Here is a 26,081-nt window from a genome sequence, read left to right on the forward strand (position 1 = left end):
ATATGTTATAATATTAAAAGTATCTTACAAAAATAAAATTTTCTTTAAAATATAACTTTTTTTAATTATTAATCTTTCAATATAAAGTTTAATTTCTTGTTTATAAGGAATAGAACAGTGCATTATTTCATTTAAGAAAATATAAAATTCAAAGCATATTTAAATGATATATCCGAATTCTTCTAAACTTTCTCTATTTTTACTCCAACCTTTTTTCACGGAAACATGCAGATCCAAAAAGATTTTTTTACCGGAGAAGTATTCCATTTGTTCACGTGCCAATTTTCCCACCCTTTTAATGGTTGCACCTTTTTGCCCGACGATCATCCCCTTTTGTGTCTCTTTTTCTACCACGATCGTAGCATACACTTTATCTATATTTTCTTCTTCATAGATCTTTTCAATAGTTACATCACTTTCATAGGGTATCTCATCACTAAGATTTTCAAAAATAGACTCACGGATGAGCTCTTTGTAAATATCACGTATATTATCTGTAGTAAGGATCTCTGTATCATAAAAGAATGGAGATTCCGGGAGATGTTTTCTTATCTCATCAAGTAACTGTTTCTTTCCTACTTTTTTATTGACAGAAAAAGGGATGATTGCTTCAAACTGATCTTGATACTTTTGATACTCCCCAAGTTTAGCCAAAATATCACCCTGTTTGGCATGATCTATTTTAGTAAGTACCACTATATGTTTTACCCCTTTTGCCTGTGCCAGTTTCAAAAATTTCTCATACTCCGTCAGCTTATCTGTTACCGGTGCAAGAAATACAATGAGATCACTGTCACCCATTGCTTTTAATGCTTCATCAAGCATGAACTGGTTAAGCAGTCTTTCTTTTTCATGAATCCCCGGGGTATCAACAAAAATGACTTGGGCATTCTCATGCATAACAATAATATTCATACGCTTACGTGTTGCCTGAGCCTTTTTTGAAACCATAGCAAGCTTCTCTCCCACCAAATGGTTCAGCAAAGTACTTTTCCCTGCATTGGGTCGTCCTACTACGGCTACAAAACCTGCTTTTGTACCGGTCATCTTTTTATTAAACATCTATACCCTTATAATATATATCTGGTAGTATCTTCATCTTCCACTACTTTTTCTAGCTTCTCTTCTACTAAATCTTTATCTATAGTCACCCTATCACCTGAATGTTCATCAGCTGTAAAGCTGATCTCTTCAAGTATCTTTTCCATTACCGTATGCAGACGTCTTGCACCGATATCTTCTGTTTTCTCATTTGCAAGCAATGAATAGTGGGCAATAGCACTTAATGCCTCTTCATCAAATACCAGTTCAACATCTTCTACTTTCATAAGTGCCTGATACTGCTTAATGAGTGAATTTTTCGGTTCTGTCAATATACGATAAAGTGTCTCTTCATTTAAACTGTCCAACTCTACACGCAGAGGAAAGCGCCCTTGAAGCTCAGGCATAAGGTCACTGGGTTTTGAGACATGGAACGCCCCTGCGGCAATGAAGAGTATATGGTCCGTTTTTACCATACCCAGTTTTGTATGTACCGTTGATCCCTCAACAATAGGAAGAAGATCTCTCTGTACCCCTTCCTTACTAGGATCCTGTCTTCCCTGCGAATTAGCAGAAACTGCTACTTTGTCTATCTCATCAAGAAAAACAATACCGCCCTTCTCTACTTTTTCAAGTGCCAAAGCTTTGAGTTGCTCTTCATCAAGAAGCGCTTCACTCGCTTCTTGTGCCAATATTTTTTTGGCGTCAGCTACAGTCACCTCTTTTTCGGGGCCTTTTTTCCCCATACCACCAAGTACTTTTACGATGGACTCCTGCACCTGTATCATTTGAGGAGGGAGTCCCTCTTCAGGCATCTGAGGATTGTTTGGCATAGTTATCTTCACTTTGAGATGATCAAGTTCTCCTTTAGTAAACTTCTCCTGCATACGGGCAAAAGATGCATCATACTCTGCCTGCTTCTGTTCACTTGCACCCTTTGGAAGTGGTGGAAGCAGTTTTTCAATGATCTTGTTTTCGATATAATTGGCTATCTTTTCTTTGTTCTTCTCATTCTCTCTTTCACGAACGATGCTTGAAGCAGTAGCCGCCAGATCACGGATCATCGACTCTACATCACGCCCGACAAAACCTACTTCTGTATATTTGCTTGCTTCTACTTTAATGAACGGCAAGTTCATCATATTTGCCAAACGTCTGGCGATCTCTGTTTTACCTACTCCTGTACTTCCTATCATCAAGATATTTTTTGGCGTAACGTCTTTCTGCATCTCTTCATCTAACTGCATGCGTCTGTAACGGTTACGCAGTGCCACTGCGATAGTCTTTTTGGCATCACTCTGCCCTATCACATATCTATCCAGGTGTGCTACGATCTCTTTTGGTGTTAACTTATCCAAATTTTATTTCCTTACTTCTTTGTTCTCTTTACAACTCTAATATTTTAATATTTTTATTGGTATAGATACAGAGCTCACCTGCTACTTCCAGTGATTCCTGCACCAACTCTCTAGGCTCAAGATCTGCATGTTTTTCCAGAGCACGTGCCGCTGAGATGGCATAGTTCCCACCGCTTCCGATGGCTGCGATCTTCCCATCCTGAGGCTCAACCACATCACCCGTACCTGAAAGAATGAAGATATGCTCTTTATTCAGCACGATCATCATTGCTTCAAGCTGACGTAGATGCTTGTCTTTTCTCCACATTTTGGAAAATCCTATCACAGACTTAAAAAGATCACCCTTTTTCTCTGCTAGAATACCTTCGAACATATCAAAAAGATTGAATGCATCGGCAGTACTTCCGGCAAACCCAGCCAAGATCTTTCCCTCATACAATGTTCTTATCTTTGTTGCATTACTCTTAAGTACCGTATCTCCAAAAGTAACTTGACCGTCACCGCCGATAACCGCCTTTCCATCACCTTTGTAACCCAGTATCGTAGTCGCATCAAACATAACTAGACACCTACTACTTCTACTTTAAGTGCTGCATGGATACCGTGTCCCAGTTTTGCATCTACCTCATGGACACCGGTTGATTTGAGTGCTTTTTTAAGATTGATATGTTTTTTATCCAACTCAATATTCAACTGATCCAGGATCGCTGCAGAAATATCTGCATTTCCGACTGAACCCTTTATTCCTACCGGTGCCAAAGGTTTTTCTATTTTGATCGTTGCAGCTTCAAGGGTGATCTTCTCCGCTTCGAGACGTGCCAGATCATCTTTAAGCTCCTGCTCCATACGTGCTTGTTCAGCTTTCCAGTTCTCAACCACATCAGGAGTCGCCAATTTGGCAAGCCCTTTGTTTATGAGAAAATTCTGACCATATCCGTCTTTCACCTCTTTGATCTCCCCTGCTTTCCCAAGTGTTTTTACATCTTTAATTAATAATACTTTCATTCTATGTCCTTATGACTTTATAATTCATATATTTTATCTAAACTTTGTTAATAAATGCGTTTACCAAATCAGTTTACAATAACTATTACTCCGATAAAATAGTATTGATATTATACAAAAAGGAATATTGTGCTGACAGATAACTTATATACCATAGAATTTAAAGATGACACAAAAGCTGTAGTTACATTGAGCAATGAAGATCATCCGGTTTTTAAAGCACATTTTCCAAACAATCCCGTCTTACCGGGATTTGTCCATTTTGACATTGTATCAGATGCGTTTAACATAGAGTTAACCACCATTAAAAAAGCTAAATTTGTAAAGATAGCTCTCCCTTCACAAACATTGGTATATGAAAGAAACAACAATAGATTCAAAATTACCTGCAACGATAAGGAGATAGCGAGCTTCAATCTATGAAAACATGTATTGTTGTTCCTGTATACAACTCTCCTTATATTACAGAAGTGATAGATGATCTTTTAAACTATGACTACAGAATCATTGTTGTGGATGATGGTTCAGACACCAAAGTAGAGATAGATCATCCAAATATAGAGTTGCAAAGACACCCGGTAAATATGGGGAAAGGCGAAGCTATACTCACAGGAGCCAAAAAAGCCAAAGCCTTGGGATACGAGAGTTTTGTAACCATTGATGCAGACAAACAGCATTTAAGCTCTGAGATCATTAAACTGCTCAACACGTATCAGCCAAACACTATTGTCATAGGCAATCGAAACTTTGAACATGCACATGTACCGAACAGTTCAAAATTCGGACGTAAATTCAGTAACTTCTGGGTCATGCTGGAAACCTTTCAAAAACTAGGTGATACACAAAGCGGTTTTCGAATGTACCCAGTCTCGATACTGGACTTGAATATCAAGAATAAACGCTTTGATTTTGAAATAGAGGTCTTGGCACTGCATGCCTACAGAAAAGGACGGATCATCGATATTGAAGTGGAGTGTTACTATCCACCTGAGGATGAGAGAATATCGCATTTTGACAAGATAAAAGATAATATACGTCTCTCTTTGTTACATTCAAAACTCATAACCCAAAGATTTTTACTTCTCAGAGGGTTTTTGTGGCACTAATGATACAATTACCAAAAAAATAATAACGGATTAAAATATGTTTCAAGCATTTAAAATAAATAACCTCAATACATTTCCTAAAGATCTGGACAGACTGCTCAATAAACAACGTAAGACCATCCATAACATTACACATAGTGAGGATAGTACATATGACAAAATACTCAAACCCCTTCAGGATCTGGATGAAGAATTAGGACTCTTTTTTACACCACTCTCTCACCTTAACTCTGTCATGAACTCCGATGAAACGCAAAAGGCTTATGAAGCATCACTCCCTTTACTCTCTAAATTCAGTTCTGAAATGGCACAGAATGTAGCACTCTTTCAAAAAATAGAGCAGATAAAATCTGAAGATGAGGAAGCTAAAACGGTAGTAGCACATGATATAAGAGATTTTGTACTCTCCGGTATCAACCTGCCTGAAGAGAAGAAAAAAAGAATGGAGGAGATAAGCCTTAAACTCTCGGAACTCTCTAACAATTTTTCACAGAACCTGCTTGATTCAACCAATGCTTATGAGCTCATCATAAAAGATGCCAAAGATGTAGAGGGTATGCCTCAGTCTGACATTGATGCAGCTAAAGAAGAGTTAGAAGGAAAAGCTGTGTACAAATTTACACTGCAAATCCCAAGCTACCTTGCCTACATGACCTACGGACCAAACAGAGAATACAGAAAAGAGCTCTCAAAAGCATACAGTACAAGAGCACCCCAGAATGCAGAAGTGATCGACCAGATACTCTCCCTCAAACAGGAGAAAGCAAAACTCCTTGGCTTTGAGAACTATGCGAAGTATGCACTTGAAACCAGAGATGCTTCTACACAGGAGGAAGTAACAGGGTTCTTAAATAAGTTGGCAGATGCAGCACTCCCACAGGCAAAAAGTGAACTTGCAGAACTTAAGGATTTTGCTGATAAAGTCGATGGTATTGACGATTTGGCAACCTATGATATAGCGTATTACTCTGAAAAACTCAAAAAAGAAAAGTTTGATTTCGATGACACTATGACCAAACCCTATTTTCTGCAGAACAAAGTACTTGAGGGACTATTGGGTATCGTCTCCGATCTCTTTGGTGTAACCTTTAAGCCAGCCGATGTACCTACCTGGCATGACTGTGTGAAACCTTTTGATATCTACGAAGACAGTAAATTAAGTGGTCGTATCTACTTTGATCTTGAGGCACGCAAAGAAAAACGAGGTGGTGCCTGGATGAATGACTGGGAGACACACTTTGTGGACAGCAAAGGCAAAACACATCTTGCCTCAGCCTTTGTGGTCTGTAACTTCTCCCCTGCCACTGAAACAACACCCTCTCTTCTGCGTCATGATGATGTCGTCACGCTCTTCCATGAAATGGGACATGCTATCCATCATCTTTTTGGAAAATGTCATGAGCGTTCAGTCTCCGGTATCAATGGTGTGGCATGGGATGTAGTAGAGTTTCCTTCACAGTTTTTGGAAAATTTTGCCTATGAATCTGCTATTTTAAAACGCTTTGGCTTTCATTATGAAACAGGAGATCCCATACCCCAAACGTTAATGAATAAAATCAAAGAGACCAAGAACTTTCAAGCTGCACTTGGTATTCTCAGACAAGTGGAATTTTCTCTTTTTGATTTTAAACTACACCAAAAGCTCTATCAGGGAGAAGAAGTACAGGCACTGCTTGACAGCATCAGAGAAAAGACTTCCCTGCTTAAACCACCAAGCTACAACAAGTTCCAGCACGGTTTTGCACACATCTTTGCGGGTGGATATGCGGCAGGGTACTACAGCTACAAATGGGCAGAGGTACTCAGTGCCGATGCTTTCTTTAGCTGTTTGGATGAGAAACACGGATTTGACAAAGTACATGCAAAAGGATATAAAGAGATCATACTTGCCAACGGTGGAGCCAAAGAGATGAGTGAGCTTTATAAAGAGTGGCTTGGACGCAAGGCAGATGTAAAAAGCCTTATTAAATTGTATGAAATAGATTAATTTTTGGATACCCACAAGGGGCATCCCTACACAAAACACAAATACCGTAGGGGCAATCCCTCGTGGTTGCCCTTTATAAAAAAGGAATAGATGTGAAAGAATATCGCTCTCTTGTTTTTATTATTTTATCTATCTTCGCTATCACCCTTCTAGGTGCATACTTCAGCCCAACATTCCAAGAACAAAAAACCTTCCTTGAACTCTTTTTCCTAATGGGAAGCCTGCTTTTCATTTTCTCTGTACTCGTTATTTTTGCCACAATAGGGTTTGGTTCATTTGCTCTTTACGGTGCTGTTTTCCTGGCTGCTGTCATGGGTATGTATGGCATAGAGGGGGCTTTACTTGTTACAGGCATGACCTACTTTGTATGGGGTTCCATGTTTGCCATGGAAGTACTGCTTGTTTACAATGGTCTTAAAAGTGCTCAGGAATGGTTCAAGCAACGCTATACTTTCAAATCATTCAAACTTGAATACAAAGTCTTTTACCCTATGCTTATAGTGGCTTATATTTTTCTGGAAATCATTCCGAGTATTTTTTACAGAGAAAGTTTTTTAAAGTTCTCGCCTTCAAAAGTTTTGAAGGCAATGGAGAAATTGCTGGACTAGATCCTAATCCTCTCCTCCAACTAACTTTTTAAAGAATCTTTTGATCTTTTGACAGATCGTAGTCGATCCTGTTTCAATGTGACATACTTCAACTTCATTATAGTTTCCTATAAGTGATTCTATACGCTCAGGCTGTTTCTTCCCTTCAATGATGAATCTAAGTGCATTAAGTCTGATGAACCCTTCTGCATCTTTTTGGTTATAGACTTCATCTTCTTCAAAAGTCGAGTGTTCTTCTGAGTAGAGAGAAAGATCAGACTTTCTACCCACTACAATGACATTCCCTTTGTAGAGTTTAAGTTTTACATCACCCTGTACTTGTTCTTGTGTTGTATCTATGGCAGCCTGGAGCATCTTACGCTCTGCCGACCACCATAGTCCGTTGTAGATGAGTTTGGCATACTTTGGCATAAGCTCATCTTTCATATGAGCCTCTTCTCTGTCAAGTGTGATAGACTCAATGGCACGATGAGCTTTAAGCATAATGGTTCCACCCGGAGTCTCGTAACATCCTCTGGCTTTCATCCCTACCATACGATTCTCTACGATGTCAATACGTCCGATACCGTGTTTTTTACCAAGCGTGTTCAATGTCTCCAAAATAGTTGCCGGACTCATCTCTTCACCATTGATGGCTACCGGGTCACCTTTTTCATAGCTAATGGTAATATACTCAGCCTCATCGGGTGCTTTTTCAGGACTCACCGACCAGAGCCACATATCTTCTTCAGGTTCATTGAACGGGTTCTCCAACCACTCACCTTCATAAGAGATGTGAAGCAGGTTCGCATCCATAGAGTAAGGCTTTGCCTGCCCTTTCCCATCAATGTCAATACCATGTGCCTTAGCATATTCGAGTAACTTCGTACGTGAATTCAAGTCCCACTCTCTCCATGGAGCGATCACTGCAATGTCCGGGTCAAGTGCAAGGTATCCAAGCTCAAAACGTACCTGGTCATTCCCCTTGCCTGTAGCCCCATGAGAGACTGCATCAGCACCTGTCTCATGTGCTATTTCTATCTGCTTTTTAGAGATAAGCGGACGGGCAATAGACGTACCAAGCAAGTACTCACCCTCATAAATAGCATTGGCTCTAAACATAGGAAATACAAAGTCTTTTACAAACTCTTCACGCAGATCTAAAATGAAGATATTCTCTTCTTTTATCCCCATATCTAACGCTTTTTGACGCGCAGGCTCTACCTCTTCCCCCTGTCCAAGATCAGCAGTAAAAGTCACTACTTCACACGCATATTCGTCTTGTAACCACTTTAAAATAATACTCGTATCAAGCCCACCAGAGTAAGCCAGTACTGCTTTTTTAATTGTTCTTTTTGCCATTATATAAGCCTTGTAATAATATTGTCGCGATTTTAGCGTAATTTTGGTTAAGGACTACACAAACCCCCACTTCTTCAAAATAATCTCCAACACAGGCTTCTTATATGCTCCAGTATGCCGAAATATTTCATTGCCTGCTGCATCAAAAAAGATCTGTGTCGGCATCTCTTTGAGTTTGTAGGTATCGCGGGCAATGATACGTTCTTTTTGTCCGTCTATGGCATAGATCTGAAATTCCGGATGCTCTTGCAGTACTTCAGCAAAAACCTTGGACATCGCCAAACAGCTGTAACAATGGCTCATACCAAAGGCTAAAATGACTGGTTTCCCGTTACCTATGTAATGTTTAATGTCTTTATATGCGTTGATGGGTAATAGTTTTTTTTCAGACATGCTACTGAAGGACTATGACAAAAGAACCAGTTAGCACAGGTACAGTGTCATCATAAATAGTAAAAGACAAATAACGAAGATCGTCTGCTTTAAGGTCTAAATGTATCTTTACTTGAAAAGTGGTTGTGTAGGGTGTTTGTAAAAGTTTAATGTTTTTAAGGGTGACCAAAAAACCTATGCGTCCATTGATCTCATCATTAAGAATACCCGATGAACTCTGTGTCGCAGCCTCAATGAGCATACCAAGAGACGGTACATCATCAAATCCTATTTCAACGATTGCATCCTCAGTCGTTGCTTCAATCCGCCGCTTGACAAATCTAAGTGGTGCAAGATGGGGAATAGCAAAATCAGACATAAGAAGAAAACCTGATTATGCTTTCTGTTCGTTAATGTAATTTACCAGAGTGTTCGGTGTTTCAAAGATGTTTTTGTTCTCATCCATATTGGTGACTTTTACACCAAACTCTTTTTCTAAAATAAGCGTGATCTCAATAGCATCTACACTGTCAAGTCCCAAGCCATCATCCCCAAAAAGTGCCATATCATCACCGATCTCATCAGGCTCCATATCTTCAAGACCCAAACCTGCTATGATCTTCTCTTTTAAATCATGTGTTGTTACCAAAGTAAAACTCCTGCGCAATATTTTTGACATTATACCCTATGAAGCTGAGTTGATGGGACTACTGTTCTATCCCTATTTTTTTACCGACTGAACTTCTAAGAATTTTCATATTATTATGTATCTTAAATGGTATGTGAATCGTACCTAATGCTTTTTTCAGTTCTGCTCGTACTGTTTTTGCATCTAAGACATAAATGCCTTCTACGTAAATATCCAGAATTTCATCTTTGAGTGCCTTGTCATCTCTTCTGATCTTAATAAGTACAGCATCCACCCCCTCAATATGCTCAATAAGAGACTCTATCTGCATCGTTGAAATCCGCTTGCCTGCTATTTTTGCCAAGTTCGAACTGCGACCCAAAAGCTTGAACCGCTTTTCATTGACGATCTCAATAATATCTTCTGTCTGAAACGGCAACATAATATCTTCTTTGACACCATTGTTAATGACCTTTTTTGTCACAAGTGGTGAACTCACACAGAGTCTATCGTTGTTTTGGGAAACTTGCACAATATCATAGGCAGTAAGAATAGTCTCATCATCTGTTTTGTAGGAGATCAATCCTGTTTCTGTTGAGGCGAACATTTGTATTACACTGGCACCATAATGCTCTTTGAAAGCTTTTGCTTCCTCTGCCGGAAGCGGTGCCGTAGAAGTGAGAAAAAGTGTATTAGTGAACTTTACATCTTTTTTTATGCGGTTGAGTGCCTTGATAAAAAGTGGTGTCGTCACAACAAGTGTATGCTCCTTTTGTGCTTCCAAGGCCAACTCTTCAGGTAAAAAATTCTCTTTTACCCAAATATCTATATCTAACTCAAAAGGTACCACACCCCCTATATCTATGCCATAAATATGTACAAAAGGAACTGTTGTCACTACTCTGTCAAACTTCATCCCTTTGAATGTTTTAATAAGTGCCTGCGCCTGCTCATAGGAGTTTTGCTTTGTTTTATAGACACCTGTCGGTGTTCCTGTTGTGCCCGATGTAAAAAAGAGCCACTGCATCTTCTCTTCATGTAACAAAGCATTATCTAAAGTAGCTATATAACTTTTTAAAGCCGGTTGAGACTGATCATATACCACTTTAAAAATATTATGTTGATAGCAATAGAGTGAATCAGCCAGTTGTTCTGCCTTTGTTGCAGGATCGTCATACTTGACAATATCCACATAACATTTTTTATCTATATCATATATTCTCATATCTCTCTCCAATGTGGGGTATCATCTGTCTGATGTTCCCCAAAGTAAAATAAAAATAGCCCCTATTCCTACAGTGATCACAAGCCCTATGGAATGAAGCGCAACGGTATGACTGAATATCAGCACCCCAAATCCTGCCAATGTACTCAAGAGTGCATATTTAATAGCTGTTCTGGTCTCTGTCTGTGTTGTAGTCCTGTGCATATAGACACCGTAATCTATGCCTATCGCTATAAGTATGATCATCGCAAACAGATGCATAATATTGATCTTTCCAAAAAATGTAATACAAAAGAGTACCACACTTAACGGAAAAATAATATAGACCAAAGGGTACAAAATATGAATACCGCTGACAAAAACAAGCATCATAACAATAAAAACAATAGAAACTGTCATGAATTTTACTATCGTCTGCTTAGAGTTCTGCATATCCTGTGATAAATGCTTTGCAATATCCAGTATTTCAACCCCCTCCATTTTAGCCACTGTTTCATTTTTAGGAATAAACACTGCTGTGTAGTAGCTGCTGTTCTCTTTGACTATTTTAAAGCCCATATCATCAAAAGCATGCATTCTGTCACAGTTCATATTTTCCAACCCTGCATAAAGATGTTCAAAGACATTGGTAAAACCGATTTTCTTTGCCTGGGTTCGTATGGTCTCTCTGACCTTTTCAAAATCATACATTTTAAGCTGATGCAAACGCGCTTCACATTTACCTCTGCTGAAAAGAAATTTTCCAATGCCCTGCATATCCGGATACATTTTCTCAACCTTCTCATACTTTTCCAACAACAACTCCTGTGTGCTGGCATGCAGTAATACAGTCTGATAGTTGCTTTGCATCAGTCCTTCTCTAAATTGTTGTGACAATGCCAAAAGTTTCTCATTTTTATAGTCAAGATTTCGAAGATCATCATCAAATTTCAAATGTGTATAGCTATAGCCAAACAGTACAAAGGAAATAAAAAGCACATAGAGTGGGTTCACTTTTTTGAAAGTATGTTTACTCTGACCTAACTTTGGTTTTTCTATCTCCAGGTAGCTAAATACCCAGCTAAACAATATATAAGCGACCAACAAAGAGACTGCAGAAAAAAATGCAAGTTCATAAAAAAGCCTGATAGAGATAAAACTAAAGATCACAAAAACACCAAATGTCGTTAAAAATCCAAAAAATACCCTCTTTTGTTTTATGAACCCTTTTGTAGCAAAATCTCCATGAAAATAGTAATGGAACATATAGTCAATAGAGATAGTTGTAATACTGATACCAAAAGCAAGTACCATGATATTGACACTGCCAAAAATGTAAGCACTTGCAATGATAGCAGCAAGTACAGAACTTCCTATCGCAATGATGGTGTGAAACAGAAGTCTGTAGTTCCTTAACATGAAAAAGTAAAGAAGTAACAGCAGCACAGTAGCCAGTGTAATGATCTTTTGCGTATCACTGCGTATATAGGAGGAGTTTTCAACCAAAAAGAAAAAAGGTGCATAGACAAGCAGATCTTTATGATCTTTTAAAAGTGTATTTACTTTAGTATAAAGTTGTTTTGCTTCTGCTGCAGAAGATGTATCGACAGATACACTTGCTTTTAAGACATAGCCGTAATTTTTCAGTTTTAAATACGCATGATCTTCACCGGCTTTAACCGAAAAAATCCCCAGAGGATCATTGGTATCTAATGGCATATATATAAATGCCTCTTGCAGTGCAGTATAGGCTCTCTGTAACCTATAATGTATCTCCTGTGTAGAAAGTTTCGTATCATTGAAATCGGCAAGAAGGTAATAGTTCTTTTTATAATACTCCCTAAGCTCTTTTGAGGGAGACACAGAGAGTTGTACTTTCGAGATACCTTCTACTTTTTGAAGTTTATCAGCTATGCTTCGAAGTGCTTTCAGCGATTCATCACTGAAACCCTTTTTAGCAACATATATGTTATTCGAGAGTCCCAGTTTGGAAGTGACATTCAGAAGCGTTGTGCTCTCTTTTGAAAAAAAGACTTCTAAGAAATTGGTAGAAAATTTTATCTGTGAAGAGAAGATCAAAAAGATCACAGACAAAATAAAGAAAATAAAGAGATTTAAATGCTTCATCTCTTCACAATTTCAAGGGTGTCACCATTGTTCATAAAGAGTTTAAAGCTTTTTACTTTTGTACCTTGTGTTTCTACTTCCGCTTTGGGCAGCATTCGTTTCAAGTCACCTTTAAATGTTAAAATATATCTTTCACCTTCTTTTTTAACATCAAAATCTTTATTCTCTTTTATCTCGTTATATTGACCCAATCGTATCATAATATCTATGAACGCTTTCGTATGGGAGAGGGCTTTACCTTTGAGGTAGTACTTCTTCCCGGAACTGCCCTCTATACTTATGTTATTATCCGCTTTAACGATCTGTTTGTATCGTGGATGACTGTAGGTGATCGTAGCTTTTTCTTTTGTATAGGTAATATTTCCTACTTTATGGAATGTATTCCCCAGTGCAAAAACAAATTTATTTTCATCAAAATCATAAGAATTTGCAAAAATAAATGTCGTAAAAACCAATATTAAGAGAGATCGCATAATGTGTCCTTTTGTTCTTGCATTATTTTTTGTATATATTTCATCAATGCTATATCACTGTCAAATTCCTGAGGATAAACAGGTCTCAGAATTTTTACATGTACCACAGTTTTTTTGTTTGTTCTAAAACAGAAACTCTTTCTAGGCAGGATTTGTGTCAATCCTTCTATGACTACAGGAACAATAGGTTTTTCTGTCTTTACGGACAACCTGAAAGCACCTCTTTTAAAAGGCTCAAGGTCTCTTCCTGTATGTCGTGTACCTTCCGGGAAAAATATAATATTATTATTATTTACCAACATATCTTCGAACTCTTGGTATATTTTACTCACTTCGTCTATACTTTTCCCTGCAAAATATCTCACACCAACAAGATTGGAAATGAATGCCACAAACGGTACGGCACCCAAATTCACCTTGGCAACAATGAGATGTTTTTTGATCAGCAGACTAAGTATAGGGTAATCCAAAATAGACTGGTGTGTAGAGAGGTAGATCGCACTTTCGGGAAGATCTTTTTGAAGATCGAACTGGAGTTTGATCTTAGGTACCAGAAAGAAAAAAATTCTATTACTCAGAGCAAACCCTTTTTGAAAAAAATATTCAGGCTCTTTTAAAAACGGCTTTATCAGCACATAAATAACAACAGCAACAGGCAGAGAAATTACTATCAGTCCAAAAAAGAGAAGATGTGAAAAACTACCTATAATACATTTTAACAGCATAGAGTTTCCCATAAATAATTTGTGCAAGTAAAGATACAAAAAACAGAATGTACCAACCAATAGAAGTATAGAATGCCCATAACAGATCATCTCCGTAATAGATCACAAAGATCTGTATCAAAGTATTGATCAAAGTAACCCATGCCCAATAACCATCACCATTTTTGACAAATGCCTCTTCAGCCTCTGTAAGTTTCTTTTTGTAAAATTGTTTTGTAAATCCCCATATCATATGTTTTTTAGTCAGTGTCGCATCTACAAAGAGTGCAAAGAAGATAATAGAGAGTGTCACAGGTACAAATTTAACCACAGAAAAAGAAGAGTAATAATAGGCTATACTCAATGCTATAAGATAGATAGTAGGCATCAACATATCTCTGAGGGTCTCTTTTTTATAATGCATATAGATAAAAAATATCACAGCAACAAACAGATAAAAGGTAACGACTAAATTGAATTCAAAATAGTGCAACAGTATGACAAATACAGGAGCAAAAAGTATAGAAAACAAATTGGTCATATTCTGTTACCTTACTAATCCGCCACTGATATTGAGTACCTCACCCGTAATATAAGACGCCTTATCTGCCAAAAAGAAAACAGACTCTGCCACCTCTTCAGGTCTGCCTATCCGTTTAAGTGGAATTGTTTTTTTCATCTCTTTAAGATCTAGTGCTTCTGTCATTTCAGACTCTATCAACCCTGGGGCAACAGCATTTACTCTTATTTTATAACGTGCAACTTCTGCAGAAAGCGCCTTGGTAAATGCTATTATTGCTCCTTTGGCAGCAGAATAGTTTGTTTGTCCCGGATTTCCTACAATGCCAGAGATAGAAGCAACATTAACAATGGATCCTTTTTTATTTCGGATCATATTTTTAAGTACTGCTTTGGTGACATAATACGTTCCGTTTACTGAAGTATCTATCACACTTTCCCACTCTTCATTACTCATAAAAAAGAAAAGATTGTCTTTGGTCATTCCTGCATTATTGACTAGAACATCCAACTCAAGATCCTGTAGCTTTTGTAAGACATCTTCTCTGTTGGTAATATCAAATCCGATGATCCGGGAATGCTCCAACGCTTCATGTAATGCTTGTGCTTTTGTTTCCTGACTCCTATAGTGCAGATAGACAAAATATCCGTTATTATGAAAATATCTGGCACAGGCTTCCCCTATAGCTCCGGTTGCTCCTGTGATCAAAACTTTATTCATGCCAATTCACCTTTAAGCAATAGTGTATTCACTGCCTGAATATCCAGGTCTGTTCTTCGATCTTCTACCAACACATCCACCACTTCTCTAATACGTGAATAATTCTGTTTTAAATAGTCTGAACATTGATCAACCCCTCTAATATCAGCAGCCTGTGCCATACCAATAAATGCTATACTAAGCATATTGGCTAGATCAGGAAGCTGTTTGGCAAAGTTCAATGCGGCCGTCGTTCCCATACTTACTTTATCTTGATTAAGTGATTCTGTAGGACGTGAATGCAGCGATGCAGCCGTTGTATTCATAATCACATCCGCTGCCAATGAGCTGAGTGTTACCTGAATCAGTTTAAGACCATGGTGTGTAGATTTTTCATTGATCTTTAGACTCTCACCTAAACCTTTATTAAATTTATGGTCTATCAGAAGTGCAAATTCCTTATCAAGAAGATCTGCTACATTTCCGGCACAAACTCTCATACTGTCCATCGCCTGTGCAATGTATCCGCCGTAAAAATTACCTGAAGTATAAATTTTCTGATTCACATGATCAATGAGAGGGTTGTCATTCACACCGTTTATCTCTGTCTGTATCCATTTTTTAGCTACTTCCAGAGAATCACGTACGACCCCTAAAACTTGTGGTGCACAACGAATGGAATATCTATCTTGGATATTCTGCTCTTTTTCCAAATGAAAATTTTCATATCTGCTAAATGCCTGATGTGTCAGTTTTGAATTTTGACATTTTGCAAAAATATTGGCTGCACTCTTCATCTGTCCATCAAATGGTTTACTTTCATGTACAAATGGTTCCAATGGCGTTGTATCACAAAGTAGAAGTTCAAAGACGGAGGCGACAAAACTCTCCATACTTTCAAGCAGAAGTTCAAATTTCTGTATGGCATCTATGGCAATAGCACTCATCGCTGCTGTTCCATTGATGACACCCAATGCCTCTTTTGCTTTGAAAACATAAGGTTCTATACCTAACTCTTGATAGACATCCGCTGTATTTCTCTCTTCACCTTTATAGATGACTTCCCGCTCACCTGCTATCACTGCTGCAATATAAGACAAAGGAGCCAGATCACCACTGGCACCGACTGATCCCTGTGATGGGATAAGTGGATAGATCTCATTTTCAATCAGTATTTCAAACCTTTTTAAAAGGTTGTAACTTACGCCGCTTTTACCTTTACTGAGACTTATCAATCGTATTGTAAGCATGATCTTCACAACATTGGCACTCAAATACTTACCTACACCCACACCGCAAAAGCGATAAAGATTTTTTTGAAGCTCTTCTGCCTCTTCAAATGCAGCATAATTGCTTCCAGCTTCTCCATATCCTGTTGTAATACCATAGATAGGTCTTCCATCACGTATTTGATCAAGTAAGAACTGGTGTCCTTCATTAATAAAATCAATAAACTTTTGATCACTGCTCAGTCTTATTTTTTCATTATGCGTAAATTTTTCATAACTTGCAACACTGTTATCTATTATCATTTTTTCTATTTTCCCCTAAAATTAAAGTTCAACCAGGATTTTTTCTGTTCCCTGTTCATGCATCATGACTACACACATAAGATCTTGCAAAGAGTCTATTACACCCGGAATACCTATATCTTCCAACTCTTTTGCATCCTCTGTGTTTTGGGCTATTTCCAACACAATTGCTGCACCTGCTTCAAGATACTCTGTGCACCTGTTTATCTCATCTATATTTTTAATATTGATACACTCTATAGCCACACAAAAAATCTTTTCTCCGGAGACCAGTGCCTGTAATGCCGCAGTTTTGAGTGTATCCAAGGATGTTTTCATTCCTGAAGAGACTGTAATAATCTCATCTTGATCTTTATGAATAAGTGAAAAATACGATGGTGCTGTATTGTAGACACTGTTTTGAAAAGAGATGGGTGAGGGTAACTCTTTCATTAAAACAGAATTTGCAATATTGGCAGTCTCTTCAAGTTCACTGTAACAACTGCCATAAACTACTTTACCATTGTTTGCAGCACATTTGTCAGCCAAATAAAGCATCACTTTGGCATTTCGTGTCAAACGGCGACGTACCATCATATTAGGTACGATTCTTTTTTCTTCCAGATCTTCCAGTTTAACAGGAGCATATACTTTTGCTGAAGCTGTGATCTTGATCGCTACTTTTTTCATCTAAACTCCCAAAACAATAGAGGTATTATTCCCGCCAAAAGCAAAAGAGTTGCTCATCACATTTTGAATATCCGTTTCGATACTTTGAAGAGGTACATTAATATTTTGATTTTCAAGCTCTTTTAAGCCTGTTTGAGGCGGAATCATAGAGCGTTTTAACACTTCACATGAGACAATCGCTTCTACTGCTCCCGCTGCACCCAGAGTATGCCCAGTGATCGCCTTGGTTGAGCTCACATAAACACTTTTACCAAAAAGCTTTTCAATGGCCAAAGATTCAACCCTGTCGTTGGCAAGCGTCGCAGTACCATGTGCATTGATATAATCAATTTCATCTGTTTCAAGACCAGCATCAGCCATAGCATTTTTCATGGAGGCAATAGCTCCCCCTGCCTCAGGGTCAGGGTTGGTCATATGGTAAGCATCACTGCTTGCACCTGCCCCTTTAAGTTCTATCGAGCTATCCTGTTTTACATTTTGTATCAAAAGTGCACTCACCGCTTCAGCAACATTCATACCGTTTCTATGTGTATCAAAAGGAGTACATCTTTTATCAGACAATACACCTAATGCATAAAAACCCAGTACAGTTGAATAACATAACCCGTCTACTCCCATAACTAAAATATTGTCGTAGGCCTCTACCTCTATGAGGCGCTTTGCTAACAACAGAGCATTTGCACTTGAAGTACATGCTGTTGAGAGTGCCCTTGTATCATAAAAATGAAATTTTTTCATAAGATGATCAGTCAGTGCATTCATAGAGTATCTATTTGAATCTATATTTTTAAAACTTTTTTCACTGTAGAAAATCTGTTCACACTCTTGCATTCCACCCACAGATGAACCTAAAATAAGTAAAGTATTATGAAAATTTTCAAGATTTGAATTTTTGAGTACTTTTGCTGTCACTTCATCCATCGCAGTGAAAATATTTTCATATTCCATTTTTCCCAAACCTGCTGATGCATCTTCAATGTAAGAATTGTCGATCACAAGTGCGGATTCTTTACTATAGATAGCTTCCATTAAACTTTTTGTATCTCCTGCATCACATAACAATTCATACGTGTTGATATAGGCATTCATCTCAAACTCTTTACTTTTAATATTTTATATTTTTCTTCAAAACAATCTATATAGACCATATCTTCATTTTTTTTCATCGCATCATTTAAAGCGTAACTGGCCATGGTTTCGAAAAGTTTTGGCTCTTTAGACTTCTCTAATTCCATACATCGTACAGAGGTTAAAATATTTCTGTTCTCTTCTTTTAAGATGGCATTTATTTCATCTAAATTGTATGTTCTTATATCAAACTCCACTTCTGCTACGGCATCCCTGGCATCAAGTGAAAATTTTTGATAATTCACACTGCTGATGACCTCTATCTCCTCATTCACTCCCAAAACCCTCTTACTAACTTCTGTAGGGTTGCTCGTTAGATCTATAGCACATAGTATAGCATCTTTTTGGCTATTCTTTATTGATGCATACAATGAAATAAGTGAATTTATATAAGTAAAATGATCTGAAATTTGAAATATATTTTTACCACTTATATTCAATGATTTAGCAATATAATAACTTGTAGTATTTCCCAAGAGGTTAATAAAATCAAATAGTTTGACAGCCTGTTTTTCCTTATTGACATAGGTATTGGTACGCTGTACTACATCTACATCCCCGTAACCACTTGTGACATAAAGCTCATCATCTGCATGGATCACTGTTTTTTCTTTTAACAATTGAGCTCCATAGAGTGCCAAATGAATGAAATCATCCTGTCTTCTTGTATCAAGCTGATACTTCTGCTTTAAAACTTTTTTAATATCTACAGCTTCTTGGTCACTGCGATAGCTGCTATAGTTTTTAACATACATTTTCATGATAACTCTTTTTTAATGATCAATGAAATATTGTTACCGCCAAAACCAAAATAGTTGCACATAAAAAGTCCTCTATCGCACTTTTTATGCTCAGATATCGGTCTGTATTCAGGAAGTATCGGTTTTTCACAAAAATATGTTTTAGGAATGAACCCTTCATCTACAGCTGCCATCAACAGAGCGATCTCCAGTACCCCGGAGGCTCCTATGGTGTGTCCTACATAAGGTTTTAATGCTGTAAAAGTCAGGGAAGGCTCAAACACTTTGCTTATGGCATTGAGTTCTGCCAGGTCATTACTGTGTGAACCGGTGGCATGTGCTTTAAGTGCAGTGATCTCTTTTGCTTCTACACCACAGTTTTGCAGTGCTTTTTGCATCACTTCTACACACTCATCACCACTTTGGCTTACAGAAGTGATCGTTTGAGAATGACAGTTACTGAAACCACCCTCCAATGACCATTTTGTATCATCTTTACCAAGTACTATTCCAGCTAACGCTTCACCTAAGATTAACCCATCTCTGTCAATATCAAACGGTTTTACGATATCGTTTGCAATAAGATCCATCGCATAAAATCCGCTGCTCATAATAGGAGAGAATATCTCTACTCCAATAACAATGGCATATTCGAACAATCCGATATTGATCATATTCGATGCTTCCAAAAGTGCATTGGCACTTGAAGTACATGCAGTATTTATGGTCATGGTAAAATCATTGAGACCAAACTCTTTAGAGAGCTCTTTTGCGTAAGAATCAATACTCTGTTTTTGGGAAGTGTAAGGTTCTTTTTCATCATCATAGACGGTAGCATTGATCGCATCAACAAGATGCCAATCTACCAAAGAGGTTCCGACAATCAATGCTGTTTGGCTTCGATTACTCTCTTCCGGTAACAGCTTTAGAAGCATATCTCTCATAGCATGATAAATACTTCTTTGTTCCTGCTTGATCTCTTCCTTAAGAAGATAATAGGGAATCTCTACCTCTTCCATGGATGCCTGTATTTTTTTAATTGATCTGACTATCCGGTCATTTTTAATGGCATTTAAAGTTTGCTGCAAATTTCCTTGTGAAGCATTAACTTCATACTTTAAAATGTTTACTTTAGCCATTATGCTCACTTACATACTTTGCCAAGGCATCAATCGTAGTGACAGTTCTTCTAAAATCTTTAGAATCTCCCAATCTTACATTGTATCTGTTTAAAAGCCCCATTGAAATTTGCAGTGCATCCAGTGAATCCAACTCCAATCCACTCTCATCTGAAAAAAGCATCACATGATCATCTATCTCTTCAGGGGTAATATCTTCTTTTTCACACTCTTGTATTATTAATTCTTTTATATCATATTTTAATGCTTCAAAATCCATCAAATTCCCCTGTTTAATCTTCTGCGTAATAGTATCATAGATAGGATTAACAAGATAACACCAAAAAGCAGTAACATACACGATTCATTTAAGATCATTGAAAAATCCCCGCCTTTTAAAAAAATATCAAGAAATCCATCCAGTCCCCATGACATAGGAGAGATATTTGCCAGGGTCTGCATAGATTCCGGCATAAAGAATTTTGGAACCATCACACCGCCTATGGAGCCTAAAAGTATGTTGGATATACCACCTATGGTTGTTGCCTGTTCTGTAGATTTTGCTGTAACTGCTATGAGACTGGAGAGCCCGACAGCAGCAACACTCAGTGCAAAAGAGAGGAATGTAAGTCCGGCTACAGAGCCATTTATCTCCAAGGCAGGGGTATGAAACAAAGGAACAATGAACATTCCTACAGCTATCATTACCCAAACCTGGATCTGTGCAATAAATAGATAAGGAACAACTTTGGAAAGTGTGATAGAGAATGCAGAGACATTCATAGAGTTTAATCTTGCCAATGTATGCTGTTTTCGTTCATTGATATAGATCGTTGACATAGGGATGACAATAAAGAACATTCCAAATACGATCCATGTCGGAACACTCTGCTGTGTAGCATTGGGTACCTCTTTTTTTTCATTGTAACGCAGATCGAAAAGTGCATCTGTAGAAAGTTTTACAGAACCGACTGCAGCTGCCGCTTCATCAGAGAATTCACTTAAACGTTCAGTAATGATGCCTAATTTCAAGTCAACAACCTCTTTAAGAAGTTTTGCTTTAAAAAGTTCTATCACATCACTTTTGGCAGAGCCTTTGACCTGTATCTCTATTTTAGGGTTTTTTACACTGTTTTGTTCATCACCATACCCTTTTGGTATATGAATAATAAACTCCGCTTCATTCTGATCTACAAGATGAAAACTTTTATTCTTCCTGATGTCTTTTGTAAGGGTTCTACTGATACTGCTTTGATCCAAATCTACAATCGCAGTATTAAAATGGATACTCTCCTGGGAAAAAATATCTCTCATGGCAACAGACATGATCAAAATAAAAATAGCCGGCATGACAAAAAGTGCCATGAGTGCCTGCTTGTCTCTAAGTACAAGAATAAACTCTTTTTTCACCAATGCACTAAACATCTTGAGACTCACTGGTCAATGCTAAAAAATGTTTTTCAAGTGTTTCACTTTTACTTTGCAGTATCGCTTTAAGTGTGCCCTGTTCGATCAGTTTTCCCTTTGCTATGACAGCAACATCATCACATATCTTCTCGATCTCATTCATATAGTGGCTGGTATAAACAACGGTGATCCCAAGATCTTTGTAAGATCTTATGGAATCTAAAATATCATTCCTGCTTTTAGGGTCTATCCCCACGGTTGGTTCATCAAAGTAGATGATCTTCGGATCATTCAACAGTCCTATTGCCATATTGAGTCTTCTTTTCTGTCCGCCTGAAAGGGTTGAAGCTTCCTGATTCAAAAGTTTTGAGAGATCATTGATCTCTATAGCTTTGGCAAAATTCTCTTTGGATGCCTGTTGTACATTGGAGAAAAACTCCAAATTCTCTTTGACAGTAAGTTTTTCGTAAAAAGCCAGATTTTGAGGTACGATGGAGCTGATATTTCTAATTTCTCGAATCTTTTTTTTAAGATCAAGCCCAAAAATTTCTACACTGCCTTCATCAATATCTGTTAAACCGTTCAATACGGACAAAAGTGTACTTTTCCCTGCACCATTTACACCCAAAAGACCAAATATTCTACCTTTTTTGATCTCTAAAGAGAGCCCATCCAATGCTAAGATATCACCATATCTTTTAGTCACATTCGATACTTTGATGAGCATTTAAACAGCTGCCTTGAATTCGAGCATTTTTTTATATACTTTAGCTTCATTCTCACTGATGTGCATCAGTTTATCCGAAATAGCCCTGTAATCTATCGGATTTTTTGACTTAATTGATTTTGCTATCATAAGAGCAAACTCTCTCCATTCATCTCCCACGGCAAGCATTAACTTTGATGCTTCTGCCAAGATAGGGTCATTCTCAAAAAGTTCACTTGCTTCCTGAAGAAAGGAAGCATACATAAATCTGAATCCTGCACCGCCTGTACCTATCTCTTCCTGCATCCTGACAATATGCCCAAGAAAAAGTTTGGCATATTTTTTTTCTTTGGATTCCAGTTTTAAAATCGATTTTGCCAAATACCTCATACCACGCAGTCCGGCAATAGGTACTGGTGTACCCAGCATCGTTTTTGCGATCTTTTTTATATTTTTTGTAACAACCGGTTTAAGATCGATCTCATTAGGCACAGAGACCGGATAATAGAGTAAGCCCTTAGGTGCCATCACACCTTTTGCAAAACGTGCTTTGGTAAGAGATGCCCGCGAACAGGTGACACTTTTATCAAAAACGGGGTCACTAATGGAATACTCATCTCCGTCTCTGTCATAGATCAACAGGTTATGTGCATTAAAATGGAAACGTATCTCTTTGGGGAAATATTCAAGCCAATAGACAGAACTCTGAGCTCCTACTATTTTTCCCTCTTCCAAAAGTTCATCAAGCCTTTTTTCACCCTTTTCTTTAGAAGAAAATCTCTCAAGTTTCATCTCTATCTTCAGGTTTTTCTGTATGTTTTTAATAATAGATTTTGGCATACTTCTGTAAGCAATCAGCGGCATGCCTCCTATCTTTACAAAAGGAATATAGGCAAAATTCAATGCATTGGCAAGTCCAAAGACCATGGGTTCACTCAGGTTCACTCCATGATGCCTTAACATGGAAGAGACAACACCACTTTCACAATGTGCGTGGTGTGTATGCTCAAAATTATTCATCTCTGTCCTTGGGTATCGTTTTTATTTCATCCAGTCTTTTACCTAGCACATCACAATACGCCAACAGTCTCTTTTCACTAAGCTTCTTAAATATCTCCGGTTTGAAGTGTCTCTTGATCGTCCATTGAAAAAAACCTGTAGATTGTGCTAGTACCAGCAGATCCATCCTAGCATCATACATATGATAGTAAAGCGGGGATCTTCTTCCTGCCTTTACCTCTTCATATGCATTCTCAATACTCTTTTCTATATCTTCAAGTGCTGCTTTGGTAGCGATCTCTTCGACTTCCCATCCAGTTGAGCCTACCGTTTGCATTTTACCGTCTTTGTCTCGTGCATAGATAGCTTTTTTCATATTTGCATAGGTTTCGCTATTATCCTGAGGAACGCTGTTAATATCCATTAAACAGCCTCTAACAACATGAACGCTGTAGAAAAACGTCCGCTCTCAGGAATATAACATAAAAGTTTCTCACCTTTTTTGATCTTACCTGAATTGAACAGCTCTTCCAAAATAATATAAATAGAAGCTGAACCGGTATTTCCTTTGGTTTCAAGATTTGTAAACCATTTCTCCTGAGGAATATCACATCCGACATCTTTCATCGTATCATAAAGCTTATCTCTGAAATACCCTGATGAGTAATGCGGAAGGAACCAGTCTATCTCTTCAGGTTTGAACATCTCTTTTTGAAGCATCTCTTCAAGTGGTTTGTAGACTGTATACTCCAAGATATTTGCATTTAAAAGCTTTACATCCTGCTTTACTGCAAAGATAGATTTTGTGAGCCACTCTTCAGGTACATATTCTCTATACCCTCTGGTTGTACCGTCTTTCAGTTTTTCACAACCTGAATACATACATGTTTCCAATTCACTGGCATAGGATCTTGAAAATATTTTATCGATCCGCAAAGAGAGCGAGTCACTGTTTGGTTTACTGCTTGTACCTATGGCTCCGGCTCCGTCACTGAGCATCCATCGTAAAAAATCTTTTTCAAAAGTCAGTTCTTTATTACGTCTGACCATTTCTACCTTGCTTTGCACTTCAGGCTCAAAATTCCTTCCACGCATAGAAGCAGATACATTCTCACTGCCTGTGGTAATAGCACTTTCAATATCTCCCGATTTGATGGCATTGTAGGCATATTTAAGTGCCATCAAGCCACTGAGACAGATCCCTGCTATACTCACCACTTCCAGTGGTTTCAGATTTGTCTCACCATGTACCATCAGTGCATGCCCCGGCAATAACTGATCAGGGGTTGTCGTTCCACATGCCAACACTTCAGCACTATTTATATCAAATCCCGCATCTTCAAGATTTTCAATAGCCGCTGCCGCCATTTGTGCATTAGAATGTGTTGTCTCATTGCTCACAGGGTCAATAGCATAATATCTTGTTTTGATCTTGTTGGATTTGAGTACGATCCTTTTAACCAAAGAGGGATTGCCGTCTACCATACCCAAAACTTCTTCTATATGATCATTATCTACCGGTTCATTTGGAAAAAATGCTGCCATTTTATTAATATATACTTCCCTCACCTCAACTCCTATCTGCCACTTGGCTTTTCATATTTTACTTCCAGTGCTTTCAATTTTTCTTCTTGAAACAGATTCAACACTTTTCTCACTAAGATGTTTAACGGTACAACGGTAAAGACCAGTAAAACCAAAAAAACAGAATAGAGCGTCAATCCGACTCTGCGCCCAAAACTTCTTTTTTTTCCAAAAAGCTTAATGATTTTAGCCCATATTTTAGAACTTCTTGTTGCTATCATTTCTGAAGCTATCAACTTTCCATTAACATTGACCGCACCCAGATTTTGAAGCAAAGGTTCACCCTGCTTTTCCCTGTTTTCTTTTAATGCTTTCTTTAAACGTTCTCCAAATCTTGAAGCTGCCTCTATCTCACTTGGCAAGATCCCCGCAGGAGGAAAGATAGAAAATGCATCTTTCTTTCCCGTAAGCAGCCATCTTGGCGTGGTCACAAAAGAGTAGATACCCTTTCCCTGATCCGTCAAAGCGACATTGTCTAAGAGCCGTGCATCTACGGCTCTTAAAAGCCCCTTCATCTTTTCTTGGGCCATAACCCACATATCACGACATGCGATCAGTGTGACAACCGGTTTGTCTTTTAATATTCTTTTAGCCTGATTTGACTTCAAAAAACCGACTATAGGCGTAGATGGAGCTAAAAACCAGATCGTATATCCCAAAATAATCAGATCATAACTCTCTTCAAGATTTTCAAGTTCCTTTACTTTACAACCATCCATCTGTACAGCTTCAGGAAACTCATCTGCAAACTTATAAAACGACCATGGATAAGGATAGGTCTCGACTGGTTCTATTCTTCTCACATCTACCTTGATCTTTTCATCCGCCAACTTAGAGATAAAACTCTCAACTACACTCCCCAACTGTCCCGACTGAGAATAGTAAAGTACTAAAACTTTTTTCAATTATAGTCCCATTATTTTTCATAATATTATACAACAAAGATCATTAAAATTTTATGCTACGATCACGGCAGCATTGAGAAAGGAAAGATATTTGATGATATGATATATTTAAATCATACA

The 26,081-nt window shown here is 37.9% G+C and carries 30 protein-coding genes; 4 read left to right on the plus strand and 26 right to left on the minus strand.

Translation table 11 applies throughout. The features are described 5' to 3' along the window. Nucleotides 1-159 precede the first annotated feature (159 nt). From era to rplI, 4 genes are read right to left on the minus strand one after another with little or no spacing between them, the layout of a single operon-like run. Nucleotides 160-1,062, minus strand: coding sequence for a GTPase Era (era, locus tag MVE01_RS01890; RefSeq protein ID WP_472560465.1), 903 nt, complete (start codon nt 1,060-1,062; stop codon nt 160-162). 8 nt (nt 1,063-1,070) lie between these two features. Continuing rightward, complete coding sequence (gene hslU / locus MVE01_RS01895) at nt 1,071-2,399, minus strand: ATP-dependent protease ATPase subunit HslU (protein ID WP_472560466.1); 1,329 nt, start codon at nt 2,397-2,399, stop codon at nt 1,071-1,073. Nucleotides 2,400-2,427: 28 nt separating this feature from the next. Continuing rightward, nucleotides 2,428-2,958, minus strand: a complete 531-nt coding sequence (gene hslV, locus MVE01_RS01900; RefSeq protein ID WP_472560467.1) for an ATP-dependent protease subunit HslV — start codon at nt 2,956-2,958, stop codon at nt 2,428-2,430. Nucleotides 2,959-2,960: 2 nt separating this feature from the next. Continuing rightward, complete coding sequence (gene rplI / locus MVE01_RS01905) at nt 2,961-3,404, minus strand: 50S ribosomal protein L9 (protein ID WP_472560468.1); 444 nt, start codon at nt 3,402-3,404, stop codon at nt 2,961-2,963. A gap of 129 nt (nt 3,405-3,533) precedes the next feature. Here rplI and MVE01_RS01910 point away from each other — a divergent pair, with 129 nt between their 5' ends. From MVE01_RS01910 to MVE01_RS01925, 4 genes are all read left to right on the plus strand, one after another. After that, nucleotides 3,534-3,827, plus strand: a complete 294-nt coding sequence (locus MVE01_RS01910) for an ApeI family dehydratase (protein ID WP_472560469.1) — start codon at nt 3,534-3,536, stop codon at nt 3,825-3,827. Beyond that, on the plus strand, nt 3,824-4,510 hold the full coding sequence (locus tag MVE01_RS01915; RefSeq protein WP_472560470.1) for a glycosyltransferase family 2 protein: 687 nt from the start codon (nt 3,824-3,826) through the stop codon (nt 4,508-4,510). Before MVE01_RS01910 ends, MVE01_RS01915 begins: the two co-directional genes overlap by 4 nt. Nucleotides 4,511-4,547: 37 nt before the next feature. Next, complete coding sequence (locus MVE01_RS01920) at nt 4,548-6,497, plus strand: M3 family metallopeptidase (protein ID WP_472560471.1); 1,950 nt, start codon at nt 4,548-4,550, stop codon at nt 6,495-6,497. A gap of 92 nt (nt 6,498-6,589) precedes the next feature. Next, the gene (locus tag MVE01_RS01925; protein ID WP_472560472.1) at nt 6,590-7,105 is read left to right on the plus strand and encodes a hypothetical protein; all 516 of its coding nucleotides are present in this window, start codon (nt 6,590-6,592) and stop codon (nt 7,103-7,105) included. A gap of 3 nt (nt 7,106-7,108) precedes the next feature. Here MVE01_RS01925 and MVE01_RS01930 read toward each other — a convergent pair whose 3' ends face one another. Genes MVE01_RS01930 through MVE01_RS02035 form a run of 22 tightly spaced genes read right to left on the minus strand, consistent with a single transcriptional unit; the run spans nt 7,109 to nt 25,961 of the window. Beyond that, nucleotides 7,109-8,446: an argininosuccinate synthase gene (locus tag MVE01_RS01930; protein ID WP_472560473.1), complete on the minus strand. Its 1,338-nt coding sequence runs from the start codon at nt 8,444-8,446 to the stop codon at nt 7,109-7,111. Between the two features lie 54 nt (nt 8,447-8,500). Then, nucleotides 8,501-8,839, minus strand: a complete 339-nt coding sequence (locus MVE01_RS01935; protein WP_472560474.1) for a thioredoxin family protein — start codon at nt 8,837-8,839, stop codon at nt 8,501-8,503. A gap of 1 nt (nt 8,840) precedes the next feature. Then, on the minus strand, nt 8,841-9,197 hold the full coding sequence (locus MVE01_RS01940; RefSeq protein WP_472560475.1) for a hypothetical protein: 357 nt from the start codon (nt 9,195-9,197) through the stop codon (nt 8,841-8,843). A gap of 15 nt (nt 9,198-9,212) precedes the next feature. Then, entirely contained in the window at nt 9,213-9,467 is a 255-nt protein-coding gene (locus tag MVE01_RS01945; RefSeq protein ID WP_472560476.1) for a phosphopantetheine-binding protein, read from the minus strand. A 58-nt stretch (nt 9,468-9,525) separates the two neighbouring features. Beyond that, nucleotides 9,526-10,671 carry an AMP-binding protein gene (locus tag MVE01_RS01950; protein WP_472560477.1) on the minus strand — a complete coding sequence of 382 codons (1,146 nt, stop codon included), beginning with the start codon at nt 10,669-10,671 and terminating at the stop codon, nt 9,526-9,528. A gap of 21 nt (nt 10,672-10,692) precedes the next feature. After that, nucleotides 10,693-12,777, minus strand: a complete 2,085-nt coding sequence (locus MVE01_RS01955; protein WP_472560478.1) for an MMPL family transporter — start codon at nt 12,775-12,777, stop codon at nt 10,693-10,695. Then, nucleotides 12,774-13,250: a hypothetical protein gene (locus MVE01_RS01960; protein WP_472560479.1), complete on the minus strand. Its 477-nt coding sequence runs from the start codon at nt 13,248-13,250 to the stop codon at nt 12,774-12,776. Before MVE01_RS01960 ends, MVE01_RS01955 begins: the two co-directional genes overlap by 4 nt. Next, entirely contained in the window at nt 13,235-13,975 is a 741-nt protein-coding gene (locus MVE01_RS01965) for a lysophospholipid acyltransferase family protein (RefSeq protein WP_472560480.1), read from the minus strand. Before MVE01_RS01965 ends, MVE01_RS01960 begins: the two co-directional genes overlap by 16 nt. Further along, a complete protein-coding gene (locus tag MVE01_RS01970) occupies nt 13,950-14,495 on the minus strand; it encodes a hypothetical protein (protein ID WP_472560481.1) in 546 nt (181 codons plus the stop codon). Before MVE01_RS01970 ends, MVE01_RS01965 begins: the two co-directional genes overlap by 26 nt. A gap of 6 nt (nt 14,496-14,501) precedes the next feature. After that, on the minus strand, nt 14,502-15,194 hold the full coding sequence (locus MVE01_RS01975) for an SDR family oxidoreductase (protein WP_472560482.1): 693 nt from the start codon (nt 15,192-15,194) through the stop codon (nt 14,502-14,504). Then, nucleotides 15,191-16,705 carry an HAL/PAL/TAL family ammonia-lyase gene (locus tag MVE01_RS01980; protein ID WP_472560483.1) on the minus strand — a complete coding sequence of 505 codons (1,515 nt, stop codon included), beginning with the start codon at nt 16,703-16,705 and terminating at the stop codon, nt 15,191-15,193. The genes MVE01_RS01975 and MVE01_RS01980 overlap by 4 nt, the downstream gene beginning before the upstream one ends. A gap of 21 nt (nt 16,706-16,726) precedes the next feature. After that, nucleotides 16,727-17,374 (minus strand): beta-ketoacyl synthase chain length factor, encoded by a 648-nt coding sequence (locus MVE01_RS01985; protein ID WP_472560484.1) that lies wholly within the window; start codon nt 17,372-17,374, stop codon nt 16,727-16,729. Beyond that, the gene (locus MVE01_RS01990) at nt 17,375-18,463 is read right to left on the minus strand and encodes a beta-ketoacyl synthase N-terminal-like domain-containing protein (RefSeq protein WP_472560485.1); all 1,089 of its coding nucleotides are present in this window, start codon (nt 18,461-18,463) and stop codon (nt 17,375-17,377) included. After that, nucleotides 18,460-19,263, minus strand: a complete 804-nt coding sequence (locus tag MVE01_RS01995) for a hypothetical protein (RefSeq protein ID WP_472560486.1) — start codon at nt 19,261-19,263, stop codon at nt 18,460-18,462. The genes MVE01_RS01990 and MVE01_RS01995 overlap by 4 nt, the downstream gene beginning before the upstream one ends. Then, the gene (locus MVE01_RS02000; protein ID WP_472560487.1) at nt 19,260-20,381 is read right to left on the minus strand and encodes a beta-ketoacyl synthase N-terminal-like domain-containing protein; all 1,122 of its coding nucleotides are present in this window, start codon (nt 20,379-20,381) and stop codon (nt 19,260-19,262) included. Before MVE01_RS02000 ends, MVE01_RS01995 begins: the two co-directional genes overlap by 4 nt. Further along, a complete protein-coding gene (locus MVE01_RS02005) occupies nt 20,374-20,640 on the minus strand; it encodes an acyl carrier protein (protein ID WP_472560488.1) in 267 nt (88 codons plus the stop codon). The genes MVE01_RS02000 and MVE01_RS02005 overlap by 8 nt, the downstream gene beginning before the upstream one ends. Further along, nucleotides 20,640-21,797, minus strand: coding sequence for an ABC transporter permease (locus tag MVE01_RS02010; protein ID WP_472560489.1), 1,158 nt, complete (start codon nt 21,795-21,797; stop codon nt 20,640-20,642). Before MVE01_RS02010 ends, MVE01_RS02005 begins: the two co-directional genes overlap by 1 nt. After that, nucleotides 21,778-22,494 (minus strand): ABC transporter ATP-binding protein, encoded by a 717-nt coding sequence (locus MVE01_RS02015; protein WP_472560490.1) that lies wholly within the window; start codon nt 22,492-22,494, stop codon nt 21,778-21,780. The genes MVE01_RS02010 and MVE01_RS02015 overlap by 20 nt, the downstream gene beginning before the upstream one ends. After that, a complete protein-coding gene (gene darH, locus MVE01_RS02020; RefSeq protein ID WP_472560491.1) occupies nt 22,495-23,493 on the minus strand; it encodes a BtrH-related acyltransferase DarH in 999 nt (332 codons plus the stop codon). Continuing rightward, the gene (locus MVE01_RS02025; RefSeq protein WP_472560492.1) at nt 23,486-23,896 is read right to left on the minus strand and encodes a DarG family dialkylresorcinol biosynthesis protein; all 411 of its coding nucleotides are present in this window, start codon (nt 23,894-23,896) and stop codon (nt 23,486-23,488) included. The genes darH and MVE01_RS02025 overlap by 8 nt, the downstream gene beginning before the upstream one ends. Then, complete coding sequence (locus MVE01_RS02030) at nt 23,896-25,041, minus strand: beta-ketoacyl-ACP synthase III (RefSeq protein ID WP_472560493.1); 1,146 nt, start codon at nt 25,039-25,041, stop codon at nt 23,896-23,898. The genes MVE01_RS02025 and MVE01_RS02030 overlap by 1 nt, the downstream gene beginning before the upstream one ends. Before the next feature lie 8 nt (nt 25,042-25,049). Further along, nucleotides 25,050-25,961, minus strand: a complete 912-nt coding sequence (locus tag MVE01_RS02035; protein ID WP_472560494.1) for an NADPH-dependent FMN reductase family protein — start codon at nt 25,959-25,961, stop codon at nt 25,050-25,052. Nucleotides 25,962-26,081 lie beyond the last annotated feature (120 nt).

It is taken from the genome of Sulfurovum sp. (assembly GCA_026990595.1).
In the GTDB taxonomy this organism is placed as follows: Bacteria; Campylobacterota; Campylobacteria; order Campylobacterales; family Sulfurovaceae; genus Sulfurovum.

What these genes read in the sequence shown, in the direction of transcription:
- era (WP_472560465.1), bottom strand. Translation starts at nt 1,062, where the DNA reads ATGTTTAATAAAAAGATGACCGGTACAAAAGCAGGTTTTGTAGCCGTA.
- hslV (WP_472560467.1), bottom strand. Translation starts at nt 2,958, where the DNA reads ATGTTTGATGCGACTACGATACTGGGTTACAAAGGTGATGGAAAGGCG.
- rplI (WP_472560468.1), bottom strand. Translation starts at nt 3,404, where the DNA reads ATGAAAGTATTATTAATTAAAGATGTAAAAACACTTGGGAAAGCAGGG.
- MVE01_RS01915 (WP_472560470.1), top strand. Translation starts at nt 3,824, where the DNA reads ATGAAAACATGTATTGTTGTTCCTGTATACAACTCTCCTTATATTACA.
- MVE01_RS01920 (WP_472560471.1), top strand. Translation starts at nt 4,548, where the DNA reads ATGTTTCAAGCATTTAAAATAAATAACCTCAATACATTTCCTAAAGAT.
- MVE01_RS01930 (WP_472560473.1), bottom strand. Translation starts at nt 8,446, where the DNA reads ATGGCAAAAAGAACAATTAAAAAAGCAGTACTGGCTTACTCTGGTGGG.
- MVE01_RS01935 (WP_472560474.1), bottom strand. Translation starts at nt 8,839, where the DNA reads ATGTCTGAAAAAAAACTATTACCCATCAACGCATATAAAGACATTAAA.
- MVE01_RS01940 (WP_472560475.1), bottom strand. Translation starts at nt 9,197, where the DNA reads ATGTCTGATTTTGCTATTCCCCATCTTGCACCACTTAGATTTGTCAAG.
- MVE01_RS01950 (WP_472560477.1), bottom strand. Translation starts at nt 10,671, where the DNA reads ATGAGAATATATGATATAGATAAAAAATGTTATGTGGATATTGTCAAG.
- MVE01_RS01955 (WP_472560478.1), bottom strand. Translation starts at nt 12,777, where the DNA reads ATGAAGCATTTAAATCTCTTTATTTTCTTTATTTTGTCTGTGATCTTT.
- MVE01_RS01960 (WP_472560479.1), bottom strand. Translation starts at nt 13,250, where the DNA reads ATGCGATCTCTCTTAATATTGGTTTTTACGACATTTATTTTTGCAAAT.
- MVE01_RS01965 (WP_472560480.1), bottom strand. Translation starts at nt 13,975, where the DNA reads ATGCTGTTAAAATGTATTATAGGTAGTTTTTCACATCTTCTCTTTTTT.
- MVE01_RS01970 (WP_472560481.1), bottom strand. Translation starts at nt 14,495, where the DNA reads ATGACCAATTTGTTTTCTATACTTTTTGCTCCTGTATTTGTCATACTG.
- MVE01_RS01975 (WP_472560482.1), bottom strand. Translation starts at nt 15,194, where the DNA reads ATGAATAAAGTTTTGATCACAGGAGCAACCGGAGCTATAGGGGAAGCC.
- MVE01_RS01980 (WP_472560483.1), bottom strand. Translation starts at nt 16,705, where the DNA reads ATGATAATAGATAACAGTGTTGCAAGTTATGAAAAATTTACGCATAAT.
- MVE01_RS01985 (WP_472560484.1), bottom strand. Translation starts at nt 17,374, where the DNA reads ATGAAAAAAGTAGCGATCAAGATCACAGCTTCAGCAAAAGTATATGCT.
- MVE01_RS01990 (WP_472560485.1), bottom strand. Translation starts at nt 18,463, where the DNA reads ATGAATGCCTATATCAACACGTATGAATTGTTATGTGATGCAGGAGAT.
- MVE01_RS01995 (WP_472560486.1), bottom strand. Translation starts at nt 19,263, where the DNA reads ATGAAAATGTATGTTAAAAACTATAGCAGCTATCGCAGTGACCAAGAA.
- MVE01_RS02000 (WP_472560487.1), bottom strand. Translation starts at nt 20,381, where the DNA reads ATGGCTAAAGTAAACATTTTAAAGTATGAAGTTAATGCTTCACAAGGA.
- MVE01_RS02005 (WP_472560488.1), bottom strand. Translation starts at nt 20,640, where the DNA reads ATGGATTTTGAAGCATTAAAATATGATATAAAAGAATTAATAATACAA.
- MVE01_RS02015 (WP_472560490.1), bottom strand. Translation starts at nt 22,494, where the DNA reads ATGCTCATCAAAGTATCGAATGTGACTAAAAGATATGGTGATATCTTA.
- darH (WP_472560491.1), bottom strand. Translation starts at nt 23,493, where the DNA reads ATGAATAATTTTGAGCATACACACCACGCACATTGTGAAAGTGGTGTT.
- MVE01_RS02025 (WP_472560492.1), bottom strand. Translation starts at nt 23,896, where the DNA reads ATGGATATTAACAGCGTTCCTCAGGATAATAGCGAAACCTATGCAAAT.